This window comes from Streptomyces sp. NPDC007189 (genome assembly GCF_040703635.1).
GTDB lineage: Bacteria > Actinomycetota > Actinomycetes > Streptomycetales > Streptomycetaceae > Streptomyces.
Map to the genome: position 1 here is coordinate 237,407 of NZ_JBEYEY010000007.1, position 26,063 is coordinate 263,469.

Sequence of the window (26,063 nt, forward strand, 5' to 3'; positions counted from 1 at the left end):
CCTCGTGCCTATCGTTGAGCATGAGACTGCCCAACGGATGGACGGAGGTCCGGTGAGCGGACGCACCGACCTGTTCGACGTGGAGCAGGTGTCCGGGGGCCGCGTGGTGCTGCTCCTCGACGGTGGCGGACGCGTGGTGATGTGCCAGGGACGACTCCGCACGGTGACCGACCGCCCGGCTGAGGACGTGTGCGGCAGGCACGTAAGTGAACTGCGGATCGACTTCGACGGCTGGGACACGGTTTCCGCCCCGCTTCCGCCGCGGGACCGCAGCGGCTGGGCGGACGTGCGGCACCAGGACGGGTCGACGGTGCGGGTGTGGTGGGAGGCGCACCGTACACAGGGGACGGACGGAAGAGGCTGTCTCATCGAGATCGTTCCGGCCCTGGTGGCGGTGCGCCGCGAAGAGAACACCGCACTGGTACGGGCGCTGTTCCAACAGACGAAGGTCGGCCTCGCGATCCATGACCTCGATCTGTCCACGACGCGGCTGAACCTCACACCCGAGTCTCTCGGCCCGCCGTCGGCCGTAGGGACGGCAGTCGATCCGCTGGGGCAGGGCATCGAGGAGGTCGTGCTGCCGGAGGACGCCGCCGCGGTGAACGACCAGCTGCGACGCGTGGCGGACACCGGTGAGCCGTTGGTGGACTGGGTGCATCGGGCCCGGCGTCGCGACGCGCCCGAGCTTGAACGGGCGGTGTCGCTGTCGGCCTTTCGGCTCGAGGACGCCGGCACCCACCCGATCGGGGTGGCGGTGATCATCACCGACGTGACGGACCAGTACGTGGCCCGGCAGCGGATGGGTCTGCTCCAATCGGTGGCGGAGCGCGTCGGTGGCAATCTGGACATGCGCCGTATCGCGGAGGAACTGGCGGACTGTCTGGTGAGCCAGGGGTTCGCGGACTTGGCCGCCGTGGATCTGATGGAGGCCGTCCTGCTGGGAGGGGAGCCCAGCGACTTCCGGACGGATGTCCCTCTGCGGCGCGTCGCCGTCTCGGCCCATGACGGGCAGTGGCCGGCCGAGGTGTACGCCCGTGACGCGACCTTCCAGCTACGACAGCGCGAGAGCGACAATCTGAACCTCGGACGCCCCCTTGTCGAGGCGGAGCTGAGCCGGCTCCGGGAGCTGCTGGCCGACGACCCCGCCCATGCGCGACTGCTGTTGCCGGACACGGCGGCGTCCTTCCTCGTCGTCCCGTTGACCGCACGGGGACATGCACTGGGCGCCGTGCCCCTGTGGCGGACCCGTCGGCAGCCTCCGTACGGGCAGGCCGACGCCGAACTCGCCCGGGTGATCGGCGACCGAGTCGCTCTGAGCCTGGACAACGCACGCCGCTACACCCGTGAGCAGCGCACCGTCGAAGCCCTTCAGCGCAGTCTGCTGCCGCCGCCGGCCAGCGAGACCAGCGCGGTGCAGACGGCCGGGCGGTACGTGCCGGCCGCCACGACGGCGGGCATGGGCGGAACCTGGTTCGACGTGATTCCGTTGTCCTCGGCCCGGGTGGCGATGGTCGTCGGGGAGGTCGCCGGACACGGGTTGGGGGCGTCGGCGACGATGGGCCGTCTGCGCACGGCTGTGCAGACGCTCGCAGACCTGGAACTCCCGCCCCGCGAGCTGTTGACCCATCTGGATGATCTGGCGGTCAGGCTCAGCGAGGCGGAGGCGGAGGCGGAGGCGGAGGCGGGAGAGGAAGGCGCCGAATCGCCGGTCCGACTTGTACGGCCGGTGGTGCCCACCGGCCCGCTGACGACCGGAGCCACCTGCCTGTACTGCGTGTACGACGCCGTCGAGGGCCGGTGTGAGATGGCCAGCGCCGGACACCCTGTCCCGCTGCTGGTCCTGCCGGGCGGGGAGGCGCGGGATCTCGGGTTGAAGCCCGGACCGGCACTGGGCGTAGGGAGGAACCCGTTCGAGTCGGTCACCGTCGAGCTGCCGCTGGGCAGCCTGCTCGCCTTCTTCACCGGCTCCCTCCTCGCCGGTGACGAGGAGGGACTGCGTCGGCACCGGTTCGCCAGGACGCTGCGGACGGCCGTCGAGCAGCAGGACACGGCTGCGGACGCAGCCCGCCGGGTGGTCGATGAACTTCTGCCTGTCCCTCCGGACGAGGACGTGTCCTTCCTCGTCGCCCGCACCCGCCGTCTTGCCTCGGACAGGGTCGCCTCCTTCACCTTCCCCGCCGATCCCGCGGTCGTCGCCCAAACGCGGAAGTTCGTGGACGGCCGGCTTCAGGCATGGAACCTGGACCAGCTGGCGTTCAGTGTCGAACTGATCGTCAGCGAGCTCGTCACCAACGCCATCCGCTACGGAGGCGATGGGCCGTTTCGGCTGCGCCTCATCCTGGACACCGTGCTGACGTGCGAAGTGTCCGACACCAATGAGACACAGCCGCGCCTGCGCCGGGCGCGGCTGACGGACGAGGGCGGCCGGGGACTGTTCCTCGTCGCCCAGCTCTCCCACCGCTGGGGAAGTCGCTACACGCAGCACGGTAAGACGCTGTGGACCGAACAACTCCTGACCGACGCTTTGGAGCTCGACTCCTGACAGTTCAGCCGCCCGCCGAGTCCGGCGAGCGACGGCAGGTAGCGGAGGAGCCCGCCGGCCAAGGAGTCCACGGCGCCGGCCGGACCGAGCGGACGCCGTGTGGGCCAGGAGCCCCGCAAGAGGCCGGAGGCCGGTAGGCTGTAGCCGCTCCGCCCCAGGTGGGACGGGGCCGAGGTGGGTTGCCCGAGCGGCCTAAGGGAACGGTCTTGAAAACCGTCGTGGCGCAAGCCACCGTGGGTTCAAATCCCACACCCACCGCGGATGTTGTGAAGGGGCGCCTCCCCAGGGGGCGCCCCTTCCGGGTGTTCGGACGGTCCTCACGCCGTTACGGGCGGTGCCCCGTCATGCGTGCCGCTGAGGCGATCGTCGCGCGGGCCTCGCGTTCGGTGAGGCCGGTGTCGAGGGCGGCCTCGGTGAGGGGGTCGGCGAGGGCGGGGCCGATGCCGTTCTCGTAGGCGCGGCAGGCCGCCCAGAAGAGGCGGGTGTTGCGCTGGCCCTCGTGCGCCGAGAGCACGAACTGGACCAGGCCGCGGCCGTGGTCGCCGGGGGCGGGCGGGGCCGGGTGCGCGGGCCGGGGCGGGGGCGCGAGCAGGTGCAGCAGGGACGGCGGGCAGGCGGCGGGGGTCAGGTGCGCGGTGCCGGGCGCGGTCGTGTACACGCCGTGGTCGGTGCGGGAGCCCGGGCCCACGAGGTAGCCGCCGGCGCCGCGGATGTCGATGCCGGGGGCGAGCCGGCCGGCGGAGTTCGGTACGACGACGTCCGGCGGGCCGGTGAGCCACAGGTGCCGCCCGCCGCTCGGGGTGCGGACGACGACCGTCTCCGGAATGGTGAACAGATGCCGCAGGGCGAGTTCGCGCAGCGCGGTCGAGGAGTTCGTGCCGGACTTGGTGTCCAGGTCGACGCCGATCAGGTGGTACGGCGGCAGCCCGCAGGCGATGCCGTAGCCGGTGGCCCAGGGCGCGGCGGCGAACAGCTCGCGGATGCGGACCGGGTCGGTGGAGGCGTCGTACACGCCGTGTCCGAAGCGGCCGCACTCGCCGTGGCAGCGCGCTCCGGCCGGGTCGGGGTCGTCGCGGTGGGGGGAGCGCAGGGCCGGGAGCTTCGTCCGGGACAGGGGGATGACGGCCAGGCCGCGTTCGGCGGCTGACAGCGCGTGTGCGAGGGCCAGCGTCGTGGCCTGCCGGTCGGTGGTGGCCATGGATCCATGGTCGTACGTACGTTCGAAAAAGGGAAGGGGGGTGGGTGTGGCGCGCCGGGCGCGGGGGACATGGGCGGACATGTGGCGGAACGATTCATCCCTTGTGCCGCTTGAGGGGGAGAGGTGACGGGTTAGTTCCTTCTGGGAGTGAAGAGACGAAAGATGGTGATAGGGGTTTATCGACTTGTCATCACGCTTGCGTGCGAATCGCGCCTTCCGGGGTGGTTCGCCGGGGATTCGGTGGGCAACCCTGATCTCGCGACGTCGTCCACGACAGTCAGAGCGGTCGGCCAACTGCCCTGGCACAAGCGCTAGTTCACGTACTCCCGGCCCTCGGGTCCGAGTGCTTGGTTCTGGAGGAACACATGGCAAGCATCCGTACCGCCCGCGTTCTCGCCGCTGTCGCCGCGCTCCCGCTCGCAGCCGCCCTCCTCGGTGGCGTGGCGGCCGCCGACAACGGCGCCGTCGCGGACAACGGATCGAGCGCCAACACCGGTGTGGCGGGGATCATCGGCAGCGGAGTCGGCCACGACAACAACGGCAACTCGTCCACCACGCAGCAGAACGCGGTCGGCAACGGCGCCTCGAACCAGAGCAACACCGCCCAGGTCAACGGCTCTGCCTGGACGGCGATCCAGCAGGGCAACGAGAACGTGGCCATCCACTTCACCCACCTGTGGTGACCTGAGGGCGAGGCCCTCCCGGTGAGGGTCCTCGTGGGGTGTGCTTCGGGGTCGTAACACGTCTGCGCGGCGGTGCTTCGGTACCGCCGCGCAGACGTTTTCCGGTGCCGGGCGGGGAGGTTGTGGCGCCGTCGGGGGTCGAGCTCGGCGCCGGCGGGGCAGGTGGCGGGCAGTCAGACGGCCTCCTCCCGACCGTCGACCACTGAGCCGGCGGGGTCGTCCGCCCTGGGGAGTCAGGGTCGAACCCGTAGGAGGCGTCATCCCGCCGTCCACCTTCAGGAGGTGCGGCCAGCCCCACCCCTACAACCTGAGGGGGACTCCGCTTCGGGACCTGCGGCCGATCCGCCGGAGGGTGCGCCGCTCCTAGCGTGGAGCCATGACCACACCCGTCTGCACCAGCGCCTCGGCCGCCGCAGCACCAAGGCGGCAGGCCCTCCCCCACCCCCGGCGGCCGCCGAGCGGTCAGGCACCCACGTACCCGACGTTCGCGTCGTACGTGCGGGCCCGTCAGCCGGTCCTGCTGCGCACCGCGCGCTCGCTCACCGCGAACCTGAGCGACGCCGAGGACCTGCTGCAGACCGCGCTGGCGAAGACGTACGTGGCCTGGGAGCGGATCGAGGACCAGCGGGCGCTGGACGGCTACGTGCGCCGCGCGCTGCTGAACACCCGTACCTCGCAGTGGCGCAAGCGCAGGGTGGACGAGTTCAGCTGCGACGAACTGCCCGAGCCCGAGCCCGTGCGGGGCGACGACGACCCGGCCGAACGGCAGGCGCTGCACGACGCCATGTGGCGCGCGATCATGAAACTGCCCGCGCGGCAGCGGGCGATGGTCGTCCTGCGCTACTACGAGGACCTCAGCGAGGCCCAGACCGCCGAGGTGCTCGGGGTGTCGGTGGGCACGGTGAAGTCGGCGGTGTCGCGTGCGCTCGGCAAGCTGCGCGAGGATCCCGAACTGGGTCTGGTCCGCTGACCCCGGTTTTCCGCCGACGCCGGTTTTCCGTCGACCTGATTTTCCTCCCGAGTGACACACCCCCTAGTGACATACCGCGCGGTATGTGCGCAGAATCAGCGCACACCTCTACCACCGCGTAGGCAATGCCGCCCCGGGAGGACTCCGTGCTGAGCACCATGCAGGACGTACCGCTGCTGATCTCGAGGATCCTGACCCACGGGTCCACGGTCCACGGATCCTCGCGGGTGACCACCTGGACCGGCGAGGCCGGGCCGCACCGGCGCACCTTCGCCGAGGCCGGCGCCCGCGCCGCCCAGCTGGCGCACGCGCTGCGGGACGAGCTGGGCGTGACCGGCGACGACCGGGTGGCCACCCTGATGTGGAACAACGCCGAGCACGTCGAGGCCTACTTCGCGATCCCCTCCATGGGCGCGGTGCTGCACACGCTCAATCTCCGGCTGCCCGCCGAGCAGCTCGCGTGGATCGTCAACCACGCGGCCGACAAGGTCGTCATCGTCAACGGCTCCCTGATCCCGCTGTTCGCCCCGCTGCTGCCCAAGCTGCCGACGGTCGAGCACATCGTCGTCTCCGGCCCCGGCGACCGCACCCCGCTGCAGGGCGCGCACGCCCGGATCCACGAGTACGAGGAGCTGATCGCGGACCGGCCCACCGCCTACGACTGGCCCGAGCTGGACGAACGCCAGGCCGCCGCCATGTGCTACACCTCCGGCACGACGGGCGACCCCAAGGGCGTGGTGTACAGCCACCGTTCGATCTACCTGCACTCCATGCAGCTCAACATGGCGCAGTCGATGGGCCTGACCGACCAGGACACCTCGCTGGTCGTCGTCCCCCAGTTCCACGTCAACGCCTGGGGCCTGCCGCACGCCGCCTTCCTGACCGGCATCAACATGCTGATGCCGGACCGCTTCCTGCAGCCCGCGCCGCTCGCCGAGATGATCGGGCAGGAGAGGCCGACCCACGCGGCGGCCGTCCCGACCATCTGGCAGGGCCTGCTCGCCGAGCTGCACGACCGGCCCCGCGACGTCTCCTCCCTCGCCCAGGTCACCATCGGCGGCGCCGCGTGTCCGCCCTCCCTCATGGAGGCCTTCGACAAGCTCGGCATGCGCGTCTGCCACGCCTGGGGCATGACGGAGACCTCACCGCTGGGCACGGTGGCCCGGCCGCCGGCCCATGTGGTCGGCACGGAGGAGGAGTTCGCCTACCGCCTCACCCAGGGCCGCTTCCCGGCCGGCGTGGAGGCCCGCCTCACCGGCCCGGACGGCGAACGCCTCCCCTGGGACGGCGAGTCGGCGGGCGAGCTGGAGGTGCGCGGTCCGTGGATCGCGGGCGCCTACTACAACGGTCCCGGCGCCGAACCCCTGCGCCCCGCCGACAAGTTCAGCGAGGACGGCTGGCTGAAGACCGGTGACGTCGGCACCATCTCCTCCGACGGCTTCCTCACCCTCACCGACCGCGCCAAGGACGTCATCAAGTCCGGCGGCGAGTGGATCTCCTCCGTCGAGCTGGAGAACGCGCTGATGTCCCACCCGGACGTCGCCGAGGCCGCGGTGGTCGCCGTACCCGACGAGAAGTGGGGCGAGCGCCCGCTGGCCACGGTCGTCCTGCGCGAGGGGGCCACCGCCGACTTCGAGGCCCTGCGCGCCTTCCTCGCCGAGGAGGGGAAGATCGCCAGGTGGCAGCTGCCCGAGCGGTGGACGATCGTCGAGTCGGTGCCGAAGACGAGCGTGGGCAAGTTCGACAAGAAGGTACTGCGCAGGCAGTACGCGGACGGGCGCCTGGACGTCACCCGGCTGTGAGACGACGGGCCGTTGACCGGGTGGGCGTGCCTGCCGCCCGGTCAGGGGCCTGTCGTGGCGCTTGGGCGTCGGCTTCGGTGCTTGCGGCTCGGTTCGGCCCGGCTGTGAGGAGACCGGGCGCCGGCGGCGGTGCCTGCCGCCCGGTCAGGGGCCTGTCGCGGCGCTTGGCGCGTCGGCCGTCGGTGCTCGCCGTCCGGTTCGCCCGGCTGTGACACCCCCGCGGCGTGCCGAGGGTCGTACGAGGCCCGGCCGGCGCGTGCGCTAGTTGGTGCCGATCCGCGCCAGCAGGTCCACGATCCGGCTCTGCACCTCCGTGCTGGTGGAGCGTTCCGCGAGGAACAGGACCGTCTCGCCCGAGGCCAGCCGCGGCAGGTCCGCCTGGTCGACCGCGGCGGTGTAGACGACCAGCGGGGTCCGGTTGAGCTGCCCGTTGGCCCGCAGCCAGTCGATGATCCCGGTGTGGCCGGCCTGCCGCCGCTGCACCTGCATCAGGTCCATCACCACCAGGTTCGGCCGGAACTGCCCCGCCAGCGTCACCGCGTCGCCGTCGCTCGCGGCCCGCGCCACCTGCATCCCGCGCCGCTCCAGCGTCGCGGTCAGCGCCAGCGCGATCTCCGCGTGCTCCTCGATGAGCAGCACCCGCGGCGGATGCTGCTCGCTGTCACGCGGCGCCAGCGCCTTCAGCAGTACGGCGGGATCGGCGCCGTACGCCGCCTCGCGCGTCGCCTGCCCGAGCCCCGCCGTCACCAGCACCGGCACCTCGGCGGCCACGGCGGCCTGGCGCAGCGACTGCAGCGCGGTCCGCGTGATGGGCCCCGTCAGCGGGTCCACGAACAGCGCGGCCGGGAACGCCGCGATCTGCGCGTCGACCTCCTCACGCGAGTGCACGATCACCGGCCGGTAGCCGCGGTCGCTCAGCGCCTGCTGGGTCGTCGCGTCCGGCGCGGGCCACACCAGCAGCCGGCGCGGGTTGTCCAGCGGCTCCGGCGGCAGCTCGTCGTCGAGCGGCTGCGGACGCGGGGTGTCCGCGACCTCCACGGCACCGCCGGGGCCGTCCAGCGGCTCCGGCCCCTCGGCGGCGTCGGCGTCCGGCGCGCCGATGGCGTACGACCGTCCGGCACCCTCGGTGCCCGGGGCGAGCCGGGGCTGCCCGGCCAGGGACGGAGTAGGGGCGGGCGCCTGTCCGGCCAGGGACGGATGCGCGGGCGCCTGCTCGCCCGGCGACGGATGCGCGGGTGCCTGTCCGGCCGGCGGATGGGGCCGGGCCGTCTGCCCGGGCTGCTGCTCCGCGTGCTGCGCCGGGTCGGGGCGCGTGCCCAGCTTGCGCCGACGGCCGGAACCACCCGGCGCGTGCGGCGGCGGGGTCGCCGTCGGCTGCTGCACCTGTGCGGCCTGCCGGGAGAACGGCACACCCTGCCCGAGCGTGCGGACGCTGATCGCCCGCCCCTGCGTCGAGTTCGGGTCGAGCGCCGCACCGGCGGCCGGCAACGGCTGCGCGGCCCGCGGGGTACCGGCGGCGGGCGTACCGGGCGTCTGGGCGGGGGCCGGGGTTGCTCCGGCGCCGGTCGGCGGCATGGGGGTGCCCGCGCCGGGGGTGTCGTCGGTGCCGGGCCACTGCTGGGGCGCACCGGGCGTCTGGACGGGGGTCGGCACCGGTCCGGCACCGGCCTCCGCGGGCAGCGGCTGGGCGCCCGGCGTACCGCCGGGCGGCGTCGCGGGGGCGGGCTGCTGGGCCGGCACGGCCTGACCGGCAGCGGCCGGAGTCGCCGGAGCCACCGGATTGGCCGGTACGGGTCGGCCGGCGGTGCCGTGCGCGGGCGTGGCGGGGTGCGGTACGGCCGGCTGCTGACCGGACGCGGGCGCGCCGGGCATTGCCTGGGCCGCGGGACCGTTCTGGACGGGGATGCCCTGTCCGGCCGTACCCTGCGCCGGAACGCCGTGAACCGGCGTGCCCTGACCGGGAGTCGGCGGCCCGGCCGGATGCGTCCCGGCCTGCCCCGGAGCCACCGGAACGCCCTGAGGCGGAGTCACCTGACCCGGAACACCCTGGGCCGGCATGCCCTGCGCGGGCCCGGCCTGCGCGGCGGTGGCCTGTCCTGGGGCGAGCTGCCCCGGAGCGGCCTGGGTGCCCGGGGCGGGAGCGGCCGCAGGCATCGGCGCGGAGGCCGGTTGAGCGGTGCCGGGCGCGGTGCCCTGCGGCGGTGCCACCGGTTGAGCGGCTTGCGCCGCCTGGGCCACGGCACGGCGGCGCCGGCCGGTCGGCGCGCTGGTCGGATGCGGCTGCGGCGGAGTGTGGTCCGCGGCCTGGTCGAGGGGTACGGCGTCGTGGCGGCCCGCGTCACCGGGTACGCCCCCGACGGCCAGCGGCGGCTGAGCGGGCACCTGCACCTGCCCGGGCCCCTGCCCCACGAACCGCGGCTGCCCCTCGACGACGCCCGGAACGGCACCGGCAGGCACGCCGCCACCCGGCATGCCCCCAGGCGGAACCGTGCCCACCCCGTTCGCCGCGTCCGGGGACTGGGGTGAGCGGTCGGCCTCGGCCGGCGGGAGGGCGAAGACCGTACGAGGACCGCCCGCCTCCTGGGCCGCGGCCCGTTCCGCCGCGGCGGCCAGCGCACGCCGGCGCCGCCCGGTCGGCTGCGTACCCTCGGCCGGATCGGCCTGCGCATCCGGCGTCTGCTCGCCGCCCGCCGTCGGCAGCGCGGGCGGCAGGGCGGCCTGCGCCGCGCCGGAGTCGGGCCGGGCGGGCAGGCCCGCGGGCACGCCCCGCGGGGGAACGGCCGCGCCGAGCCCCGTATTCGAGGCGGCGGCCCCGGCGGCATGCTCGGCCGCGGTCACCACCGCGCCCTCGCTCACCCCCGCGCCGTCACCGGTGCCGATCTCTGCGGGCCGGCCCCGGCGCCGCCCGGTACCGCCGGACGCGGTCTCCGCGCTCTCGGCCGGGACCGCGCCGGTGTCCTCGGCGGGCGCCGCGGCACGCCTGCGGCGGCGTCCGGTCGGCGCGGGCGCCCCGGCCTGGGCCGCGCCGGAAACCTCACTCTCCAGGAAGGCGTCGGTGGAGGCCCGCCGGGCCCGCCGCCGCCCGCCACCGGATGCCTGCTCGCCATCCGCAGCCGGGGCCACCTCACCGGCACCGGCAACCTGCCCGGCCGACGCCGGTACGGCCTCCAGCTGCCCGGCCGGCACAGGGCCGCCCGCGTCCGGTGCGCCCTGCAGGGCCGGAAGCTCCCTCGCGGGCGCCGCCTGCGCGCCGACCGCCGCGTCGACCGTCCCGGCGCCACCGCCGAGCGGCACCTCCAGCACATAGGCGCTGCCGCTCATGCCCGGCACCTCGTGCGTCTGCAGCACGCCGCCGTGGGCCCGTACGATCCCGCGCACGATCGGCTCGTGCACCGCGTCCCCGCCGGCGTACGGCCCGCGCACCTCGATCCGCGCGACCTCGCCGCGCTGCGCGGCCGCGACGACGACGGTGTTGTCCAGATAACCGCCCGCGGACACGGGCGAGTTGCCGGTCGCGTCGACACCGGCGACGTCCGCCACCAGGTGCGCCAGCGCCGTGGCGAGCCGCTGCGGGTCGACCTCGGCCTCGATGGGCGGCGCGTGCACGGCGAACTGCACCCGCCCCGGACCGATCAGCTCGACGGCCCCCTCCACACCGGCGGCGACGACGGCGTCCAGCATCACCTTCGTACGCGTGATGTCCTCGACGCCCGCGTCCAGCCGCTGGTAGCCGAGAACGTTGTCGATGAGGGTGGTGATCCTGGAGTACCCGGCGCTCAGGTGGTGCAGCACCTGGTTGGCCTCGGGCCACAGCTGCCCGGCGTCGTCGGCGGCCAGGGCCGCCAGCTCGCGCCGCAGCTCCTCCAGGGGCCCGCGCAGCGAGTGCCCGAGCAGCGTCAGCAGCTGCTCGTGCCGGCCGGCGAGGGCCTCGTACCGGTCCTTCTCCCGCTCGGCGAGCGAGGCGTACCGCTCCTCGCCGGCCGCCAGCTCCTCCGTGTGCTTCTCGCGCAGCTCCTCGAGCTCGGTGACGTGCTGCTGGCGCAGCGCGGTCAGGTCGGAGGCGTGCTCCTCGGAGAGCCGCTCGAGCTCCTCCGCGTGCGCCTTCTCCAGCGCGGCCTTCTCCTCGGCGAGGGTGTCGAGGGGGCGCCGGTCGGTGAAGGTCATCACGGCGCCGACGAGCTGGTCCCCGTCGCGCACCGGCGCGGTGGTCAGGTCGACGGAGACCTTCTCGTCCCCCTTGGACCACAGCACCTGCCCGCGCACCCGGTGCTTGCGCCCGGAGCGCAGGGTGTCGGCGAGCGGCGACTCCTCGTACGGGAAGGGGGAGCCGTCGGCCCGCGAGTGCAGCACCAGCGCGTGCAGCTCCTTGCCGCCCAGCTCACCGGCCCGGTACCCCAGAATCTGGGCGGCGGCCGGATTGACGAGGACGATCCGCCCGTCGGTGTCGGTACCGACGACACCCTCCGACGCGGCCCGCAGGATCATCTCGGTCTGCCGCTGGGAGCGCGCCAGCTCGGCCTCGGTGTCGACGGTCCCGGACAGGTCCCGCACGACGAGCATGAGCAGCTCGTCAGCGGTGTATCCGTAACCGTCGTACGCCTGCTGCCCGTTCTCCAGATTCGCGCTCGTGACCTCGACCGGGAACTCGCTCCCGTCGGTCCGCCGCGCGACCATCCGCGTGGGCTTGGTGCGCCCCCGCGGATCCATGTGATCGGGCCGCCGCATCGATCCGGGGATGAGCCGCGAGTCGAACTCGGGCAGCAGATCGAGCAACCCGCGTCCGACGAGCGCGGTGCCGGGCGCCTCGAAGGCCTCCAGCGCGATGGTGTTCGCGTTGACGACGGTTCCGTTGGCGTTGACCAGGACCAACGCGTCCGGCAGAGCGTCGAGTATGGCTGCGAGGCGAGCAGCGCCTCGGGATGGCCTGCTGCTCACGAGACGCCTTCCTCCCTGTTACCGCACCTTGCCGACCGCTCGGGCCATCTTGCCAACCGGCCCGCGACGTGTCACGCGAGGGAGTCTAAGCGCACACGTTGCGCTCGCGACGCCGGATGAGAGCGAGGTCCCACGACGAAGTGACACCGAACCGGCCACCACCCGCCGGCCACACCCCGCGACTCCCTGAGACTTTCGCGGGACCTTTACGGCACCGGTGTTTCCGTCAGGAAAAGCTCACGGGCCCTGGCCCTGCTCCATCCCCCTGCTCCTCTCTGTCCACCGCGCCGACCCCCGGCAGCAGGGGCACCATCCGGTCCCAGCGTCCGGTCTCGCATCCGTTGCTGCGGTCGTACGCGGCGTCGACCCTGCGTCCGGCCCACGTGCCGGTCACATGGGCGGTGGCCGGGCCGCCGTAGAGCATGGTGCAGGTGGTGCCGGGAGCGACGGGGGCGAACAGGTCCCGCCCCCAGTTCGTCTGCGCGTCGAGCACCCGGCACGCCTCCACCGCGTCCGGGTGGGTTCCGCCGGCCGGGTGACAGAACAGCTCGTACGTCCCGTCCCGCCCGGCCCCGGCATGCCGCACGACCACGGTGAGGTGATCACCGGCCCGGTCCTCGGGCCGCACGGGCGGCGGCATGCCGGGTACGGCGACGGCGGGTACGGCGGCGAGGCCGGCCAGGCCCGACACGGCGGCGAGGACAGGCGCCCAGCGGCCGCGCACGCGACCCCGCCGAGGGACCACCCGCCCAGGACCCCGCCACGCGCCGGCCCACCCAGGACCCCACTCACGAAGAAAGACCATGCCGTACCCAACGCGCGGGTCCCCCGGACGTTGCGCCCGCGCCTCGCCGGGCAGGAAGGCCTTTGCCCTGCGGCCCGACTGCCTAGTACCGTGGGGGGCGATTGGTGACAGGCCGCTCGGCTGTGTCATCATCTGCACGCACCACTCGCGCGCTCGCGTGAGCGGTTGTGCTGGAGGCGTCGCCTAGTCCGGTCTATGGCGCCGCACTGCTAATGCGGTTTGGGCCTTAAAGCCCATCGAGGGTTCAAATCCCTCCGCCTCCGCACCGATCCCGAAGCCCCGGTCCCCAGGACCGGGGCTTCGGCGTTCCACCCGTCCTCGCCCCCGACCCGCCTGCGGACGTTTCCGCAGGTCACAAGGGGTGTGCGAATCGGATTTCACATGGCGGCGGCAGTCATGTAATGTTCTTCCTGTCGCCGGGACGGGCCGAAAGGACCGGGACGGAGACAACAACGAAAGAACAAGCACTCGTAGCTTAACGGATAGAGCATCTGACTACGGATCAGAAGGTTGCAGGTTCGAATCCTGCCGAGTGCGCACAGGTCAAAGGCCCCTCGGGATCATCCCGAGGGGCCTTTGACATCATCCGCTGACATCAACGCGGCCCGAAGAGCCGATCACTCCTCGGCGTCCGGTTCCTGCTCGCCGTCTGATTCTTCCGCTGGCTCCTCCAGCCCGAGGGCGTCGTCCATCCGGTCGGCGGCGGCCTTGAGCGTCGTGCTCATGACGTGCGCGTAGGTGTCCAGTGTCATCGTGATCGTGCTGTGCCCGAGCGTTTCCATGATCGTGCGAGCGTCCACGCCCTGAGCGAGCAGAAGCGACGCGCACGTGTGCCGAAGGTCGTGCACTCGCACCCGCCGTACGCCGGCGTCCCGGCAAAGGATGGTGAGCATCCGATTCAGGCTGCGGGGGTCGGTGACGCGACCGGTCGCCGTGGTGAAGATCAGCCCGTCCGGCTGCCCCGGCGCCGGCTGCCACTTCTTCCCGGCGACCTTGCGTTCCCGCTCCTGCTGGGTCCGGTGCTGCACGAGTGCCCGCACGCAGTGCTTCGGCAGGGACACCGTACGAACGGAACGCATGGTCTTGGGGCTTCCGAAGATCAACTCACGCCGGATGCGCTGGACGTTCCGGCGGACGCGAAGCTGTCCGTTCGCGAGGTCGACGTCCGCCCACGTGAGGGCGAGCGCTTCGCCCCGGCGCAGGCCCGTCGACACGAGCAGCAGCCACAGGGCGTAGAGGCGGTGGGAGCGAGCGGTCTTGAGCATGAGGCGAGCCTCTGCGGCGTCCAGTGGACGCACCTCCTTGCGGGTGACGGTGGGGGTCTCCACGATCCGGGCGACGTTCCGCGCGATCAGTTCCTCTCGGATCGCCTGTTGAAGCGACGACCGAAGGACTGCATGGATGTACTGGACGGTCCTGGCGGACGGCCGGCGCTCGCAGCAGCGGCCCACGGCGCAGCACGAGCGCTTGCCCTCCGGGCGCTCCGCGTCCGCGCCCCGCAGGCAGCACAGGCAGGAGTCCTTGAACTCCGCGAGGAAGCGGCGCACGTCCGCAGGGGACAACCGGTTCAGCCGCTTCTTGCCGAGGGCGGGCCGGATGTACAGGCGGGTCAGACCCTCGTAGCTGTTCAGCGTGGACGGCTTGAGCCGCTGCGGCGCGATGGTGGCGAGCCAGTAGGTGAGGTAGTCGCCGAACGCCATGGTGGACTCTGCGGCCGGGATGCCCTGACGGGTCTTCTCCTGCAACTGCGTCAGCTTGTCGCCAACCTCCAGGCGGGTCTTGCCGTAGACGAACTTCCGGGTGCGGGTGCCATCAGGGCGGTAGACGTAGGCGGCAGCCTGGTAACGGCCGTCCGCCCGCTTGGTGATCGTTCCTTCGCCGTTGGCGCGACGCTTGGCCATTACGCGGCTTCCTCCAGGCGGTCGTTCATGTACTGACGGACGGCGGCTACGGGGATGCGCCGGCTTCGCCCTTCCGTGTAGGAGGGGAGTCGGCGGGAGCGGATGAGGTCGTAGACCTTGCTGCGGCTCAAGCGCAGGTGGGTCATGACTTCCGGGACGGTCCATGCGGTCGGTACTTCGTCGTCGCGGACGATGGAGAGCACGCGCTACCTCCGGTTTGGGGGTGGGGCCTGCGAGCGGGGACCCCTCGGGGTCCCGCGTCTGTCCGAGGTGCGAATTTCTGCGTCACTGCGTCAACTGCGTCGCGCGGTGCTCTGACCTGCACGTTTGAGTGACGCGAGGCGGGTGAAGTGCGTCATCGGGTGACGCAGGCATTCGTCACCGGGTGACGCGGGTGACGCGGGTGACGCGGGGTGACGCAGCCGCCACCCGTCTGCGTCACCGCTATTGCGGCTGGTCACGGGGCGTTTGCCGGACTTGGGTGACGCAGGTGACGCAGCGTCTCTCTACTTCGGACAAGAGAAGGTGGTGTCTGTTGTGGTGCGGTGCGGCTCAGAACGAAAGAAGGAGCCGCGTTGCGGCACGCCTATTGGGCGGCGGCGTTGCCGCCGAACGGCAAGAAGAGCACGCCGGGCCGGGTGCTCTTCTTGCTTGTGCCGACGCGTCCGGCGGTGCTGCTGGTCAGAACGCCGGTTGCTGCTCATGCGAGGGCGGCGTGGCTGGAGGCCGGGTCATTTCGATGTACCGGGCCTCTCGCGTGCGACCCCAGTCGATCAGGACGCCCCGGGCGGCGAGGGTGGGCTGGAGACGCTTGAGCCGGTCGGAGAGCACCTTCCCGGTCGTCGGCCACCCTTTAGGTAGAGGACGGCACTCCTCGCCGCTGTAGAGGCCGGACAGGCAGTGCAGCCACTCGGAAGAGGTCATCCGCTGCTCTACCCCCGGCTCCAGGCCGGCGGCATGCTTGAGCACGGTCTGCGCCAACAGGTCGCCCTCGATCACGTCGTCGTTGAGGTCGTCCAGACTGGCCCGGTAGGCGGTCAGCGACCCGAACCCGGTGGCGGCGTCGAGCTGGGCGCACAGGTGGGCGAAGTCGGCCATGCGTAGATCGGTCGGGATGTCCGCCTGTGCTGCGCGGACCTTGACCGCGAGGTCGAGCAGCGACCCGAGGATGACCGGCAGCGCCTCTGCGTACTCGGCCCACAGTTCCGCTTCCGTGCGCCGGGCCTTGGGCCTCTCCAGCCGCAGGGGCAGAAGCCGCTCGGCGAGGTCCGGCCGGATCACCCCCACATCGATGCCGGTCAGCAGCAGGGGTCGCCGGTAGCCGATGCGGAAGACGTCCCCATCGGTGAACAGGGCGCGCTTGACGTCCTCGGCTCCGGTGACGATGCGGCACATCGCGTCCGACAGGTCCGGCGTCATGTGGGAGAGGTTGTCCAGGGCGGTGACCCACCCGGCCGCCACCGTCGTGGTCAGGTTCTCTTCGTCCTTCGGGGCGCGACGCAGGTCCCCGCTCATGCCCTCGATGACCCGCACGAGCATCCGTCCGCCGGTGGACTTGCCCGCGCCCTGCGGCCCGGTGAGGAACGGCGCGGGCACGGGCACGGACGGCTCAAGGCAGCCGAGCAGCCAGGCGATAGCCAGGCACTCGGTCTCCGCGTTGGCGAAGTTGCACAGCCTCAGCAGGGCATCGATCCCCTTGCCGTTGGTGTCCTTGGCCGGCAGGGGCAACTCCCCGGTGAGCTGGGTGCGCCGCCAGCACACCTCACGCGGGTCCGGAACGGCGATGTCCCAACCGGTGGGGTGGATACGCACGGACTGCCCGTCGTCGCGGCCCAGGTCCAGCCACGTCGCCCCGTCGAATCCGGGAGCCACGCGGATGTGGACGGGCTGCACGTCCTCGCTCAGCGCGAGCGCTTCGATCAAGTCCAACGCCTCCTTGAGTGCGGTGCCGTTGAATACGCCGATGCCGTCCCTGAAAAGGCCGACCATGAGTTCCTGACGGTGGCTGCCCGTGGTGCCCTGGGAGCGGATCGGACGGGCCACGGGGTGGCCGTTCCGCTGCGCGTACACGGTGCCGTCGGCGGTGCGGAAGTAGCGGAAGTGCGCTTGGGCGTAGTCGGTGATGATCTCGCGGGCCGGGGTCTTGTCGTCCTCGGACATGCTCAGAGTCCCAACCTGGTGCGGGCGTTGGTCCATGCGTCGGTGCAGTGCCGGGGCGATTCGCCCTTGGCCTGAGCGGCGGCGAACAGCCGGGTGACGTGGGCGTCGGTGAGGCAGCCGCACCGGCCGTGCGTGGACAGCACCGCGAGGAAGGTCCGGTAGACGGTGGCGTGCACCTGGCTGCGGGCCTCGGTGATGCGCTGCTCCGCCATGGCGATGCCGCGTTCGAGGTAAGCGGGGGTGCGGTGGCGGCATACTGCGCCGTCGGCCGCTGTGGGCACGGCGAGGGCGTACGGCCCGGGCTGGACCGTGGACGACTTCTGTGCCGTCAGCGCGCGGACGGCGTCCGGCAGCGGGGCCATGGTGCCGGCGCCCGGCCCGCGCCACCGTACGTAGGCCATCGCGGACTTGATGTCGACGCCGTCACGGACGGCGTTCACGGATCGCGTGGTGCCCTCGTAGATCCAGTGTTCCCCGCGAGCGGTGGACACGGTCCGGGTGCTGGGCAGCGACTGTCGAGCCCACTCGATGGCCGCCGCGTCGTCCAGGTCGACCACGGTCAGACCGGCCCCGCCGGGGTGGTAGGCGACCGCCACGGCCTGCCGCCACGCCGTGGCCCACGACGGCGAGGTGAGTACGCGAGCGTCGGTGGTGGCGGCGGCCCATCCGTGGCAGGGGGCCGGGCACAGGCACGGTCCGGCCGCCTTCATGTTGGGCCGGTCCCCGCATGCGCTGTCCCTGCACGCGGGGCAGTTGCCGAACGGCACCTTCCCCTTGCGTAGGGGAAGCACGGGCAGCCCGTTGGCCGACAGCCGCAGAGCGGTGCGCAGGTGGTCGTTCATGCTGCCAGGCGCAGGGCCGGGCACTCGCCGGATGGTGGTGGGTTGGGTCATGCTGGGTGTCTCCAGTTTGTGAGCGGGCTGGATGACAAGGGCGGCCCCGTTCTTTGGCGAGATGCGGGGGCCGCCCTTGGCGTAGCTAGAAGGGCGGTTCGTCGCTGTAGTTGGCGGGCAGCTTGGGGCGCGGGAGCGGCAGGAGCAGCCGGCGCCGGTGCTCGTTCCAGCAGATGCACGGCTCCCAGTCGGAGCCTGCGTACTCGCCGTACTCGTCGCCGTAGGGGTGCTCGATCCACCCCTCGCCGAGGCAGATCCGGCATGCGGGTTCCGGGGTGTCGGTCAGGTAGAGGCCGGGGCGTGGCCAGTCGGTGCGCAGGATCCTCAGTCGGGCCATGAGCGGGTGTCCTCCTGTCAGCCGTGGAAGTGGTTGCGCTTGAACACCGCCCGGCGGATGTTCACCGTGGTCCCGGCCTTGTGGTGGCCCTTGGCCGTGAGCACTTGGACGGCGATGAACCCGCCGAACAGGACGGCGGCCAGGGTGATGAGCTGGGTGATCAGTGCGGTCAGGGCGGCGATGAAGGTGGTGAGCATCAGCAGTCCGCCGCACGCGGCGAGGAACCCGACGCCTCCGAAGGCGACGTTCACCGCCGCGCGGGAGACGGCCGGCTTGGCCGCGACCGGTTCGGGCTGGGCGGGGCTGACGGCGTAGCCGGTGACGACACGGCCGTCGGGCAGGACCACGCTCGCCACTGTCGGGACTGCGCTCGGCTGCATCGGCACGAGTGGCACGGGCACCGCCGTGGCGGGGTTGATCGGGGCCGGGTGGTGGACCTCGGCGGTCCGCTGTGCGGGCACGCAAGGGGTGTTCTCGGGGTACATGCGGAATCCCTTCCGTTGCGCGGTCAGGGAGGTGGAGCCACCCCCTTGCGGGGCGGCTGTAGAGGGGGGTTGGGGGGTCTGAGCTGGGAGCCTCCCTGACTCCCTGGACGATCATTTGTGCTGGTCAGGGCCAGGGAGGCGGGTCAGGGAGGGGGTTAGGGAGTTCTCCCTGTCTCCCTGACCCGGCGAGGGTCGCCTCCCTGCCGTCAGGAGGCGGAAGCGGAACCGGTCTCATCGCGGTTGGCGAGGGCGCGGGCGAGGCGATCGCGGGCGACGACCATGCGGCCGTCGGACTTGTACGGTTCGGCTCCGGTGCCCTCCAGCACCCGGCGCAGGTCGGCGAACGTCCACTTGCCGTAGGCGTCCGGGTTCAGTGCGCTGAGCCGCTTGAGTACGTCCTGCGTGACCAGCCGCTGCGTTTCACCGAACACCGAGAACATGTCGGCGAGAGGGTCATGCTCCTCGCCGTCGCGTTCGATGGCGTGCAGTGTGGTGACGCCCGCGCGGAGCCGCCTGGCTCGCTCGGCGATCTCGGCGGCGGCGTCGTCATCGATGTAGTGCGTGCGCACCGTGATGGACGACTGGCCGGCCGGGATGGCGATGCCGTCGGAGGCGACGACCACCGTGCCCTTGTCCAGGCCCTGACGCAGCAGGTGCGGGGCAGCGCCGCCGTTGACGGCCTTGTCCCCAAGGGCCATGCGGGACTGCTGCTCGGTGCCCAGGGCGAGCGCGGCGCGGGTGTGGGCGCCCTCGCGGACCAGCTTGGGAAGGTTCTGGTCGGTGGGGTCCTGCGTGCCCTGCCACAGCAGCACGTTGACCGCACGGCCCTGGTTGTGGATCTTCCTGGCGGCGGTGAAGTAGCGGGAGGTGGCCTTGGAGCCGCCGTAGGGTCGCTTCTCCTCGTCCACGGCCGGGCACATGAACGCCACCTGTGCCTCGTCCACGATGATGATCAGGGGCGGGAAGTCGGTGCCGGGCGGTGCCTGGAGACGGCGGTTCATCTCCTCCACGCCGTTTTCCACCATCTCGGTGACCTGGATGACGTGGTCATCGGTCGGGCCCATGATGAGCACGGAGGCGATGCCCTCGAACATCCGCCAGTCCTTCAAGCCCTTGAGGTCACCGATCCAGAACTCCACCGACCTGTCCAGCGCCAGCCACAGGGCGAGCGCGCGCAGCGCGGCGGTCTTGCCCTGGTTGGACAGACCCGTGATGAGCAGGTGCCGCTGATACAGGCTCAAGGCGGCGGCATCCCCGCGCAGGTCCTGCCCCCACGGGGCTTTGCCCTTGGCGTAGTCGGCGGTCAGCGTCTCGTCGGTGACCAGCGGGGAGGGGCCGATCGGCTCGTCCAGCGCCCCGGAGTCGGCCACCCACAGCCGCACCGTGCGGGCCGCCTGTGGGATGGTGATGAACACCTCGTGCTCGTGCCGGGAGAGGTTCTCGGCGAGCTTGCGCCGCTTCCCCTGCACCTCGTTCGTGGACACGCCGGAGGGCAAGGTGACGTCGACTTCGACGCCGCATCCGGCGATCACGATCGGGGACAGCATGGATGCGCCGGCGTCGCCCATCTCCTGAATGGCCTTGCGCAGCGCGGGGATGCCGAGGTCGCGCAGGGCCTTGACGACGATGGACGGGGTGATCGGCTCACCCTCACCGTTGCGGATGCGTTCGGGCAGCGCCCACTGCGGGGCGGCCTGCTGGTGAGCGCCGACCGACCACAGGGCGAGCAACGCGAGGAACGGGCCGATCGTGATCGCCGGTCCCCACACCACCCGCACGATGGTGATCATCAGGTTGATGAACCGGATCACGGCCATCAGCGGCGTGACAACCTCGGTCGGGTCCTTGGTGGCTACGGCCATCGCGATGCCGAGCAGGACCAGGCCGCCGATGCCCATGCCGGCGCTTACGGCCGCGCCCTTGGCGGCGTCCAGCGGGGAGTGCAGCAGGTCCATGCGGCGGCGGTGGCGGGCCTCGCGGAAGCGCTGCCCGCGCTCCTCCCACTCGGCAGCCGCCTCGAAATCGCCCGCGGCTTCGGCGGTGCGCATGTAGCGCTCGTATCGGGCGGCGGTCCGGCCGTCCCACGCCCGCCGCGCCACGATCCTGGCGCCGCCGACCACGTAGAGGGTCTGCCGGGCCAGCGCACGGGCGGTCGTGCGGGTCGTCTCGTGGGTGACAGCCGTGCGGACGGCGCGACCGGAGCGCACCCACAGCGGCACGGGCTTGGGCGGTGCCGGGTCGGGGACCACCCTCAGCGCGGTCACGGTCGCGGGCTCCGAGGGCGGTTCAGGGTTCTTGTGCAGGTGAACGACGTTCTCACTCATGACGAAAACGACTCCTGACACCCCTCACAGGGGCGGAATGAAGGGATGGGGCGGGGGTCAGAACCACCCGGAGGACTTCTTGGCGGCCTTGGCCTTGGCGGCGTCGCGCACGATCCGCGCGCGCTCGACCTGCATGGCGGTGATCTCCGCGAGCAGTCGCGTCTCCGCGCTCTGCCACGCGGTCTCGATCCGCTGCTCCGCGCGGCCGGCGCTGCGGCCCCGCACGATCCGGTAGGAGCCGCCGGCGAGGGCTCCGAGGACGGCGCGGCGTTCGCGGCCGTCCAGTGGCCACATCTCCCGGTTGCGGACCGCTTCGAGCTTGCGTTCGGTCTGCCGGATCTCCCGGTCCAGGCGGCGGGTGTCGGGCTTGCCCATGTCAGGCACTCCTAAAGATCGTGGGAGGGTTCAGGGAAGGCGCAGGGAACGCACCGGCCGAGAGAGGGCGGGATGACGTAGCCCGCATCCCGCCGGCAGTCGGGGCAGATGCGGCGCGCGCGGTTGGCCTTGGCCAGTGCCGCCCACTTCGCCGGCGTCATCGGCCGTACCGGTTTGGCCAGGTCGACGCGGTAGAGGTAGGCGATGAGTGGGCCGCGCCGGCGGCGGGGGCGTTCGAGTTGGGCTGCCACCGGTTGACCGCCGGGGCGCAGGCCGCGCGCGCGGAGTTGGCGGTAGGTGGCGTATCCGTCCGGGGCCAGGCGCCACCGGAACACCGGCAGCGCCCCCATCACGCGGCCCGCTCAGCCAGCAGCGTGTCCCGCAGTACGCGGGCACGGGCCGGGGAGACGTGCAGTTCCCGGCGGATCCGCTCCCCGGTGAGGTGGGACTGCGGCCAGTCGGCCGTCAGGGTCCGCGCCTCGTCCAGGAGCTGTTCCGGGGTGCGCTTCACGCGCGGGGTCTTCGCCGACTCCGGCACGCGGAACGTGGCCCGGACCGCCGGGCGGGTCGACTCAGCCGCCACCGATCGCTTCGATCGAGTCGCCTCTGCCGAGGTCGATCCGGTGGAGGCAAGTAGGGCCGGAACGGGCTTGAGCGGAAGGCTCGACTTGCCCGCATCAGCGGGGACCGGATCGGGGACCGGCAGCCGGGTCAGCGTCACCGCGAGCGGGGTCGATTCCGGCACGTCAGCCGTAGACCGAATCCTCTCGGTCTGCGTCGATTCCTCCGCATTCGCGGAGGTGCCGTCGACCGGGTCGATCGAGGCGGCCGACAGCGCCGATACCGGCTCGATCGGACCCCACACCGGCAGCTCCCAGCAGGGCACGGCACCCGGTGAGGGACGGCCCGCGACACTGGCTAGCGCCCGGCCGGTGTCCTCACTCGCCTGTGCCCTCTCCAGCTTGGACCACGCCCCCGAGAGGGTCTTGGCGGTCTTGGCCTGGACGCGGGCGACGCGGGCACCGGCACCGGTGACCGCAGTCAACCTCGTCTCCTCGGTGACGGCTTCCGCCCTCAGCCGGGCACGGTCGACGGCCGCCCTGTCCCTGGCCTCCTGCTGAATACCCCGGATGGACTCCAGGGCGGCCGGGGTGAGCGCGGTGCGCTCCCACAGCCCATGCACCAGCCACAGCGCCTTCGCCGCGATGGGCAGCCAGGCCACGGCCAGCCACGCCGGGGCGGAGCCGTCGCCGGTCAGCAGCGCGTGGGCCACCAGGACGCCGGCCGCGATGAGACCGAAGCACCAGCCGACCCCGGTCACGACGTTGGAGTGGTCGCCCTGCGCGGCGAGACGGCGCTCGTAGGCGAGGGTGGCCAGCCAACCGCCGTCGATCCCCAGACCGACGACCAGGGCGACCAGCCACGGCACCGTCTGACCGAGCCACATCACGACCACGGCCAGGGTGAGCACCATGGACACCGCCGTCATCGCCACGGCGGGCAGCGCGGTCTTCGCCTTCATGCCGCACCTCCGTTCCGGCGGCCGTGGACGGCCCATCCGATGACCTGTGCGGCGAACCCGGTTGCGGCGATGCCCATCAGCGACCGCTCACCGGTCACCAGGGCGGCGATCGAGCCGGTCAGGGCGATGACGACGCCCACCAGGACCAGGGCGAGCGTCCATCCCTTCGGCGGCGGGGTGGTCATGCGGCACCTCCCGGCAGGCTCACCGTGGCGGTGCGGTTGGCCAGTGCCGCCCGCTCCGCCAGGACGCGCGCCAGGGCGCGGCGAAGTCGGCGGGCGTCCAGCTCGGTGGGGGTGCGGTCCAGGGTGATGATCTGCGCGTCGAGCAGGTCGACGTCCGCGAGGATCGCGGGCATTTCCTGCTCGATCGCGTCCAGCTCCGCGCTGGTCGGCTCCATCCAGTCGGCGAACGCGGTAACAGCGTCCTGAACAGTGACGATGTGCTCCATTGGGTCGTGTTCCTTCCAGTCAGGAACGGCCCGAACAGCGGCCCCGGTGTTCGCGCACCGGGGCCGCGCGCCGTTGAAGTCGGAATCTCCGGCTCCCCTCAGCGCTGCTCGTACGAGACGAGCAGCGGAGGCAACCGGCCGCAGCAAGGCTGCGGACGCTGGACGTGCAAAACGCGTACGGGCGTCGCCCGTGCGCTATCCGTCCTCTTTCTGCAGGGGAGGGACGGCCTCCCAAAGCACGCTTTTGAGTTCTCAAGCAACGAACAGACGCTCCCGGCGAGCGCGGTAACCCCTGCTCAGAGCGGCTCCCGTTGTCGCGGGACCCACCGGGCGCTGCATGTACGGCGGAACCGTACGTGACACCCCGTCCGCCTTGTCTGGAGGAGTGCCGCTGGGCAAGAGATTGCACGAGTCGCGCTTGGAGAGTCAAGCCCCCTGGTCTAACTTGTACGGAGGAGTCGGAGTAGAGGGGTTGCCTTGGCAGTGCGACGCGGCATGACGAAGGCGCAGGAGATCGCCTATGACCTGCGCGAACAGATTCAGTCCGGCAGGCTGGCACCGGGCGCGGCCCTGCCCAGCGAATCCAAGATGATGAGTCAGTACGGCTACAGCCGCGAGACCATCCGCGCCGGCGTACGTCTCCTGATCGAGGAAGGCTTGGTCGTCACCGGACAGGGACAGGGCAAGTACGTCCGGGAGGACTACCCCCCCGTCGTGTGGAACTGGACGACGCTGGAGAGCCGGAGCCGTCACGCCAACGCGGTGGAAGGGCGAACGGCCGGCGACCAGTGGGCGAGCGCAATCGCAGAGAACGGCAACGCTCCCCGCCAAGAGATCTCGGTGTCCATCGTCGTACCTCCGCCCCATGTCCGAAAGCGTCTCGGGCTCCCCGCAGACGGATTGGCCGTGGCGCGCAAGCGTGTCCGGTACATAGACAACCGGCCCTACGCGCTCGCCGACTCGTACTTCCCCCAGGAACTCGTGGTCGGCACACCCCTGATGGAGCCACGAGACGTCTCCGCGCCCGGCGGCATCCTCGCCTCTGTGGGGCTCGTGCAAGCCAAGTACGTAGACGAAATCTCAGTCCGTATGCCAACCCATCAGGAAGCGGAGCAACTTGGCCTTCCCGCAGCTACTCCAGTCGCAGAGCACACCCGAACGGGCTATGACGCGGACGGCCGCGCCCTCCGCTGCATGGTCACCATCCTCCCCGGAGACAGGCACAAGATCCTCTATGAAGTCAGCACGGACTGAGTACCTCCGCCCCGCAGCGGCGGGGGACGTACCCGCTCTCTTGGCTCTACGAGCAGAGGCCGAGGAGTGGCTACGCACCAAAGGCACCGACCAGTGGAGCGACCCCGAGACGGGTGAACGGGCCATCTCAAAGTGGCGCGCGAGCATAGACGAGGGACGCGCGTGGGTCGTTATTGGCGAGCGTGGTGAAGTGCTCGCCACCGTCAGCCGTGGCCCCGTCGACCGGGACTTCTGGACCGACGCGGACCGCCCCGAGTCGGCGCTGTACCTCTACAAGCTGATCGTTGCCCGTGAGGCATCCGGCCGGCAGCTCGGAACGCGGATCATCGACTGGATGTCCCGGCTTGCCGCCCTGGAAGGGCGAGACTGGGTGCGAATCGACACGTGGCGCACGAACACTGGGTTGCACGCCTACTACGAACGATTGGGCTTCCAGCACGTACGCACCGAATCGCCGGCGCACCGTCGATCAGGGTGGCTTGCTCAGCGCCGGGCGGGTGAGTTGGCTATGCCGGACAATCTCTTGCCCGTTGGCCACAGGGATTCTGCAGCAGTCCTAGAGGTGCCGCACCAGCGCGCGGACGCAGGGGCTAAGGACGACTTGACCAGCGGAAACGGGACGGCGCCCTGACATCAACCTCTGACATCAACAGCCGCGTACACCGACGCACAACGACGGAGCATCGCCGAGGCACAAGCGCAGATTGACGGTGCTTCACGGCTGCTCGGCAGCCCGCAGATTCAGGGTGAACGCGCCTACGGATCAGAAGGTTGCAGGTTCGAATCCTGCCGAGTGCGCACAGACCAGAGGCCCCGGAGAGATCCGGGGCCTCTGGTGTTTCTGGTGCTCCCGGTCTTTCGGTGGGTGGTGTCAGCAGCAGAGGTGGCGTCGTCGAACTGCATGCCGGGATCTTCTCAGCTCAGCACTCCTCGTCGGGGTCGTTCCGGTTCAGCTTCTCCAGGTACTCGTGGGCCAGTGCCGTCGCCCTCGTGAACCAGTCGGTGATGACCGACAGCTCCTCGGGGGTGTAGTCGGAGAACAGCGCCGTCAGCCGTTTGTAGTGGCCCGCGTACACCGCCTCCACGCGCGTGACGGCGTCCGGTACGGCGGCCACCCGGACCCTGCGGCGGTCCGTGGGGTCGGGGCGGCGGGTGACGTAACCGGCGCGTTCGAGGCGGTTGAGGATGCCGGTCACCGCGCCGGTGGTCACGTGGGCCCGGGCGGCGAGGTCCCCTGCCGTCAGCAGGTCGTCGCCGGCCTCCCGGACGAAGGCGAAACACGTCAGGTCGGTGACGTTCAGACCCAGCCGCCGGGCCAGCTCCTGCTGTCCGATCAGGTGGGCGGCGATGAGGTGGTCCATCGCCGACAGCGCCTGGGCCGGAGTGGCGGGCGGTCGCGGCGTGCCGTGCATCTTTCGGGATCCCT

General features: G+C 71.6%; 21 protein-coding genes, 3 tRNA genes and 1 pseudogene. 9 read left to right on the plus strand and 16 right to left on the minus strand.

The window, feature by feature from the left end; genetic code table 11:
* Positions 1–52 precede the first annotated feature (52 nt).
* Together AB0950_RS17180 and AB0950_RS17185 are read left to right on the plus strand one after the other, a co-directional pair.
* Positions 53–2,542 carry a SpoIIE family protein phosphatase gene (locus AB0950_RS17180; protein ID WP_366778805.1) on the plus strand — a complete coding sequence of 830 codons (2,490 nt, stop codon included), beginning with the start codon at positions 53–55 and terminating at the stop codon, positions 2,540–2,542.
* A gap of 173 nt (positions 2,543–2,715) precedes the next feature.
* Positions 2,716–2,800, plus strand: a tRNA-Ser gene (locus tag AB0950_RS17185).
* Positions 2,801–2,867: 67 nt separating this feature from the next.
* Here AB0950_RS17185 and AB0950_RS17190 read toward each other — a convergent pair.
* Positions 2,868–3,740, minus strand: a complete 873-nt coding sequence (locus AB0950_RS17190) for a bifunctional DNA primase/polymerase (RefSeq protein ID WP_360153473.1) — start codon at positions 3,738–3,740, stop codon at positions 2,868–2,870.
* 365 nt (positions 3,741–4,105) lie between these two features.
* Here AB0950_RS17190 and AB0950_RS17195 point away from each other — a divergent pair, with 365 nt between their 5' ends.
* From AB0950_RS17195 to AB0950_RS17205, 3 genes are all read left to right on the plus strand, one after another.
* A complete protein-coding gene (locus AB0950_RS17195) occupies positions 4,106–4,423 on the plus strand; it encodes a hypothetical protein (protein ID WP_360153476.1) in 318 nt (105 codons plus the stop codon).
* 376 nt (positions 4,424–4,799) lie between these two features.
* Complete coding sequence (locus tag AB0950_RS17200) at positions 4,800–5,393, plus strand: SigE family RNA polymerase sigma factor (protein ID WP_366778806.1); 594 nt, start codon at positions 4,800–4,802, stop codon at positions 5,391–5,393.
* A gap of 125 nt (positions 5,394–5,518) precedes the next feature.
* Entirely contained in the window at positions 5,519–7,195 is a 1,677-nt protein-coding gene (locus AB0950_RS17205) for a long-chain fatty acid--CoA ligase (protein ID WP_360153482.1), read from the plus strand.
* A 261-nt stretch (positions 7,196–7,456) separates the two neighbouring features.
* Here the strand turns inward: AB0950_RS17205 and AB0950_RS17210 are convergent, their stop codons facing one another.
* Together AB0950_RS17210 and AB0950_RS17215 are read right to left on the minus strand one after the other, a co-directional pair.
* Positions 7,457–12,130 carry a PAS domain-containing protein gene (locus AB0950_RS17210; RefSeq protein ID WP_366778807.1) on the minus strand — a complete coding sequence of 1,558 codons (4,674 nt, stop codon included), beginning with the start codon at positions 12,128–12,130 and terminating at the stop codon, positions 7,457–7,459.
* A 226-nt stretch (positions 12,131–12,356) separates the two neighbouring features.
* Positions 12,357–12,821: an SSI family serine proteinase inhibitor gene (locus AB0950_RS17215; RefSeq protein ID WP_366778808.1), complete on the minus strand. Its 465-nt coding sequence runs from the start codon at positions 12,819–12,821 to the stop codon at positions 12,357–12,359.
* Positions 12,822–13,107: 286 nt separating this feature from the next.
* Between AB0950_RS17215 and AB0950_RS17220 the strand changes: the two genes are divergently transcribed.
* Both AB0950_RS17220 and AB0950_RS17225 read left to right on the plus strand, forming a co-directional pair.
* A tRNA-Ser gene (locus tag AB0950_RS17220) sits at positions 13,108–13,198 on the plus strand.
* Positions 13,199–13,399: 201 nt separating this feature from the next.
* Positions 13,400–13,472, plus strand: a tRNA-Arg gene (locus AB0950_RS17225).
* Positions 13,473–13,552: 80 nt separating this feature from the next.
* Here the strand turns inward: AB0950_RS17225 and AB0950_RS17230 are convergent.
* The 12 genes and pseudogenes from AB0950_RS17230 to AB0950_RS17285 all read right to left on the minus strand — a co-directional run bounded on the left by AB0950_RS17230 (position 13,553) and on the right by AB0950_RS17285 (position 23,383).
* On the minus strand, positions 13,553–14,836 hold the full coding sequence (locus tag AB0950_RS17230) for a site-specific integrase (RefSeq protein ID WP_366778809.1): 1,284 nt from the start codon (positions 14,834–14,836) through the stop codon (positions 13,553–13,555).
* Entirely contained in the window at positions 14,836–15,039 is a 204-nt protein-coding gene (locus tag AB0950_RS17235; RefSeq protein ID WP_366778810.1) for a helix-turn-helix domain-containing protein, read from the minus strand. Before AB0950_RS17235 ends, AB0950_RS17230 begins: the two co-directional genes overlap by 1 nt.
* Positions 15,040–15,517: 478 nt before the next feature.
* Positions 15,518–16,996: an ATP-binding protein gene (locus AB0950_RS17240; protein ID WP_366778811.1), complete on the minus strand. Its 1,479-nt coding sequence runs from the start codon at positions 16,994–16,996 to the stop codon at positions 15,518–15,520.
* A gap of 2 nt (positions 16,997–16,998) precedes the next feature.
* Positions 16,999–17,838, minus strand: a complete 840-nt coding sequence (locus tag AB0950_RS17245; RefSeq protein WP_366778812.1) for a bifunctional DNA primase/polymerase — start codon at positions 17,836–17,838, stop codon at positions 16,999–17,001.
* Positions 17,839–17,974: 136 nt separating this feature from the next.
* On the minus strand, positions 17,975–18,226 hold the full coding sequence (locus tag AB0950_RS17250; RefSeq protein WP_366778813.1) for a hypothetical protein: 252 nt from the start codon (positions 18,224–18,226) through the stop codon (positions 17,975–17,977).
* A 17-nt stretch (positions 18,227–18,243) separates the two neighbouring features.
* Entirely contained in the window at positions 18,244–18,711 is a 468-nt protein-coding gene (locus AB0950_RS17255; protein WP_366778814.1) for a hypothetical protein, read from the minus strand.
* Between the two features lie 206 nt (positions 18,712–18,917).
* Complete coding sequence (locus AB0950_RS17260) at positions 18,918–21,035, minus strand: ATP-binding protein (RefSeq protein WP_366778815.1); 2,118 nt, start codon at positions 21,033–21,035, stop codon at positions 18,918–18,920.
* A gap of 57 nt (positions 21,036–21,092) precedes the next feature.
* Complete coding sequence (locus AB0950_RS17265; protein ID WP_366778816.1) at positions 21,093–21,410, minus strand: hypothetical protein; 318 nt, start codon at positions 21,408–21,410, stop codon at positions 21,093–21,095.
* Between the two features lie 11 nt (positions 21,411–21,421).
* The gene (locus AB0950_RS17270) at positions 21,422–21,760 is read right to left on the minus strand and encodes an RRQRL motif-containing zinc-binding protein (protein WP_366778817.1); all 339 of its coding nucleotides are present in this window, start codon (positions 21,758–21,760) and stop codon (positions 21,422–21,424) included.
* Positions 21,761–22,239: 479 nt separating this feature from the next.
* Positions 22,240–22,932, minus strand: a pseudogene (locus tag AB0950_RS17275) (protein spdB); the annotation flags it as partial.
* Entirely contained in the window at positions 22,929–23,117 is a 189-nt protein-coding gene (locus tag AB0950_RS17280) for a hypothetical protein (RefSeq protein WP_366778818.1), read from the minus strand. The gene AB0950_RS17280 and the pseudogene AB0950_RS17275, both read right to left, overlap by 4 nt.
* Complete coding sequence (locus AB0950_RS17285; protein WP_366778819.1) at positions 23,114–23,383, minus strand: DUF6284 family protein; 270 nt, start codon at positions 23,381–23,383, stop codon at positions 23,114–23,116. The genes AB0950_RS17280 and AB0950_RS17285 overlap by 4 nt, the downstream gene beginning before the upstream one ends.
* Before the next feature lie 495 nt (positions 23,384–23,878).
* Between AB0950_RS17285 and AB0950_RS17290 the strand changes: the two genes are divergently transcribed.
* Positions 23,879–24,637 carry a GntR family transcriptional regulator gene (locus AB0950_RS17290; protein WP_366778820.1) on the plus strand — a complete coding sequence of 253 codons (759 nt, stop codon included), beginning with the start codon at positions 23,879–23,881 and terminating at the stop codon, positions 24,635–24,637.
* On the plus strand, positions 24,618–25,268 hold the full coding sequence (locus tag AB0950_RS17295) for a GNAT family N-acetyltransferase (RefSeq protein ID WP_366778822.1): 651 nt from the start codon (positions 24,618–24,620) through the stop codon (positions 25,266–25,268). Before AB0950_RS17290 ends, AB0950_RS17295 begins: the two co-directional genes overlap by 20 nt.
* Positions 25,269–25,557: 289 nt before the next feature.
* On the opposite strand, the gene AB0950_RS17300 is transcribed toward AB0950_RS17295, so the two are convergent.
* Entirely contained in the window at positions 25,558–26,049 is a 492-nt protein-coding gene (locus AB0950_RS17300; RefSeq protein WP_360153491.1) for a MarR family transcriptional regulator, read from the minus strand.
* Positions 26,050–26,063: the final 14 nt, after the last annotated feature.

What these genes read in the sequence shown, in the direction of transcription:
- AB0950_RS17190 (WP_360153473.1), bottom strand. Translation starts at nt 3,740, where the DNA reads ATGGCCACCACCGACCGGCAGGCCACGACGCTGGCCCTCGCACACGCG.
- AB0950_RS17195 (WP_360153476.1), top strand. Translation starts at nt 4,106, where the DNA reads ATGGCAAGCATCCGTACCGCCCGCGTTCTCGCCGCTGTCGCCGCGCTC.
- AB0950_RS17200 (WP_366778806.1), top strand. Translation starts at nt 4,800, where the DNA reads ATGACCACACCCGTCTGCACCAGCGCCTCGGCCGCCGCAGCACCAAGG.
- AB0950_RS17205 (WP_360153482.1), top strand. Translation starts at nt 5,519, where the DNA reads ATGCCGCCCCGGGAGGACTCCGTGCTGAGCACCATGCAGGACGTACCG.
- AB0950_RS17230 (WP_366778809.1), bottom strand. Translation starts at nt 14,836, where the DNA reads ATGGCCAAGCGTCGCGCCAACGGCGAAGGAACGATCACCAAGCGGGCG.
- AB0950_RS17240 (WP_366778811.1), bottom strand. Translation starts at nt 16,996, where the DNA reads ATGTCCGAGGACGACAAGACCCCGGCCCGCGAGATCATCACCGACTAC.
- AB0950_RS17245 (WP_366778812.1), bottom strand. Translation starts at nt 17,838, where the DNA reads ATGAACGACCACCTGCGCACCGCTCTGCGGCTGTCGGCCAACGGGCTG.
- AB0950_RS17250 (WP_366778813.1), bottom strand. Translation starts at nt 18,226, where the DNA reads ATGGCCCGACTGAGGATCCTGCGCACCGACTGGCCACGCCCCGGCCTC.
- AB0950_RS17255 (WP_366778814.1), bottom strand. Translation starts at nt 18,711, where the DNA reads ATGTACCCCGAGAACACCCCTTGCGTGCCCGCACAGCGGACCGCCGAG.
- AB0950_RS17260 (WP_366778815.1), bottom strand. Translation starts at nt 21,035, where the DNA reads ATGAGTGAGAACGTCGTTCACCTGCACAAGAACCCTGAACCGCCCTCG.
- AB0950_RS17265 (WP_366778816.1), bottom strand. Translation starts at nt 21,410, where the DNA reads ATGGGCAAGCCCGACACCCGCCGCCTGGACCGGGAGATCCGGCAGACC.
- AB0950_RS17270 (WP_366778817.1), bottom strand. Translation starts at nt 21,760, where the DNA reads ATGGGGGCGCTGCCGGTGTTCCGGTGGCGCCTGGCCCCGGACGGATAC.
- AB0950_RS17280 (WP_366778818.1), bottom strand. Translation starts at nt 23,117, where the DNA reads ATGACCACCCCGCCGCCGAAGGGATGGACGCTCGCCCTGGTCCTGGTG.
- AB0950_RS17285 (WP_366778819.1), bottom strand. Translation starts at nt 23,383, where the DNA reads ATGGAGCACATCGTCACTGTTCAGGACGCTGTTACCGCGTTCGCCGAC.
- AB0950_RS17290 (WP_366778820.1), top strand. Translation starts at nt 23,879, where the DNA reads ATGACGAAGGCGCAGGAGATCGCCTATGACCTGCGCGAACAGATTCAG.
- AB0950_RS17295 (WP_366778822.1), top strand. Translation starts at nt 24,618, where the DNA reads ATGAAGTCAGCACGGACTGAGTACCTCCGCCCCGCAGCGGCGGGGGAC.
- AB0950_RS17300 (WP_360153491.1), bottom strand. Translation starts at nt 26,049, where the DNA reads ATGCACGGCACGCCGCGACCGCCCGCCACTCCGGCCCAGGCGCTGTCG.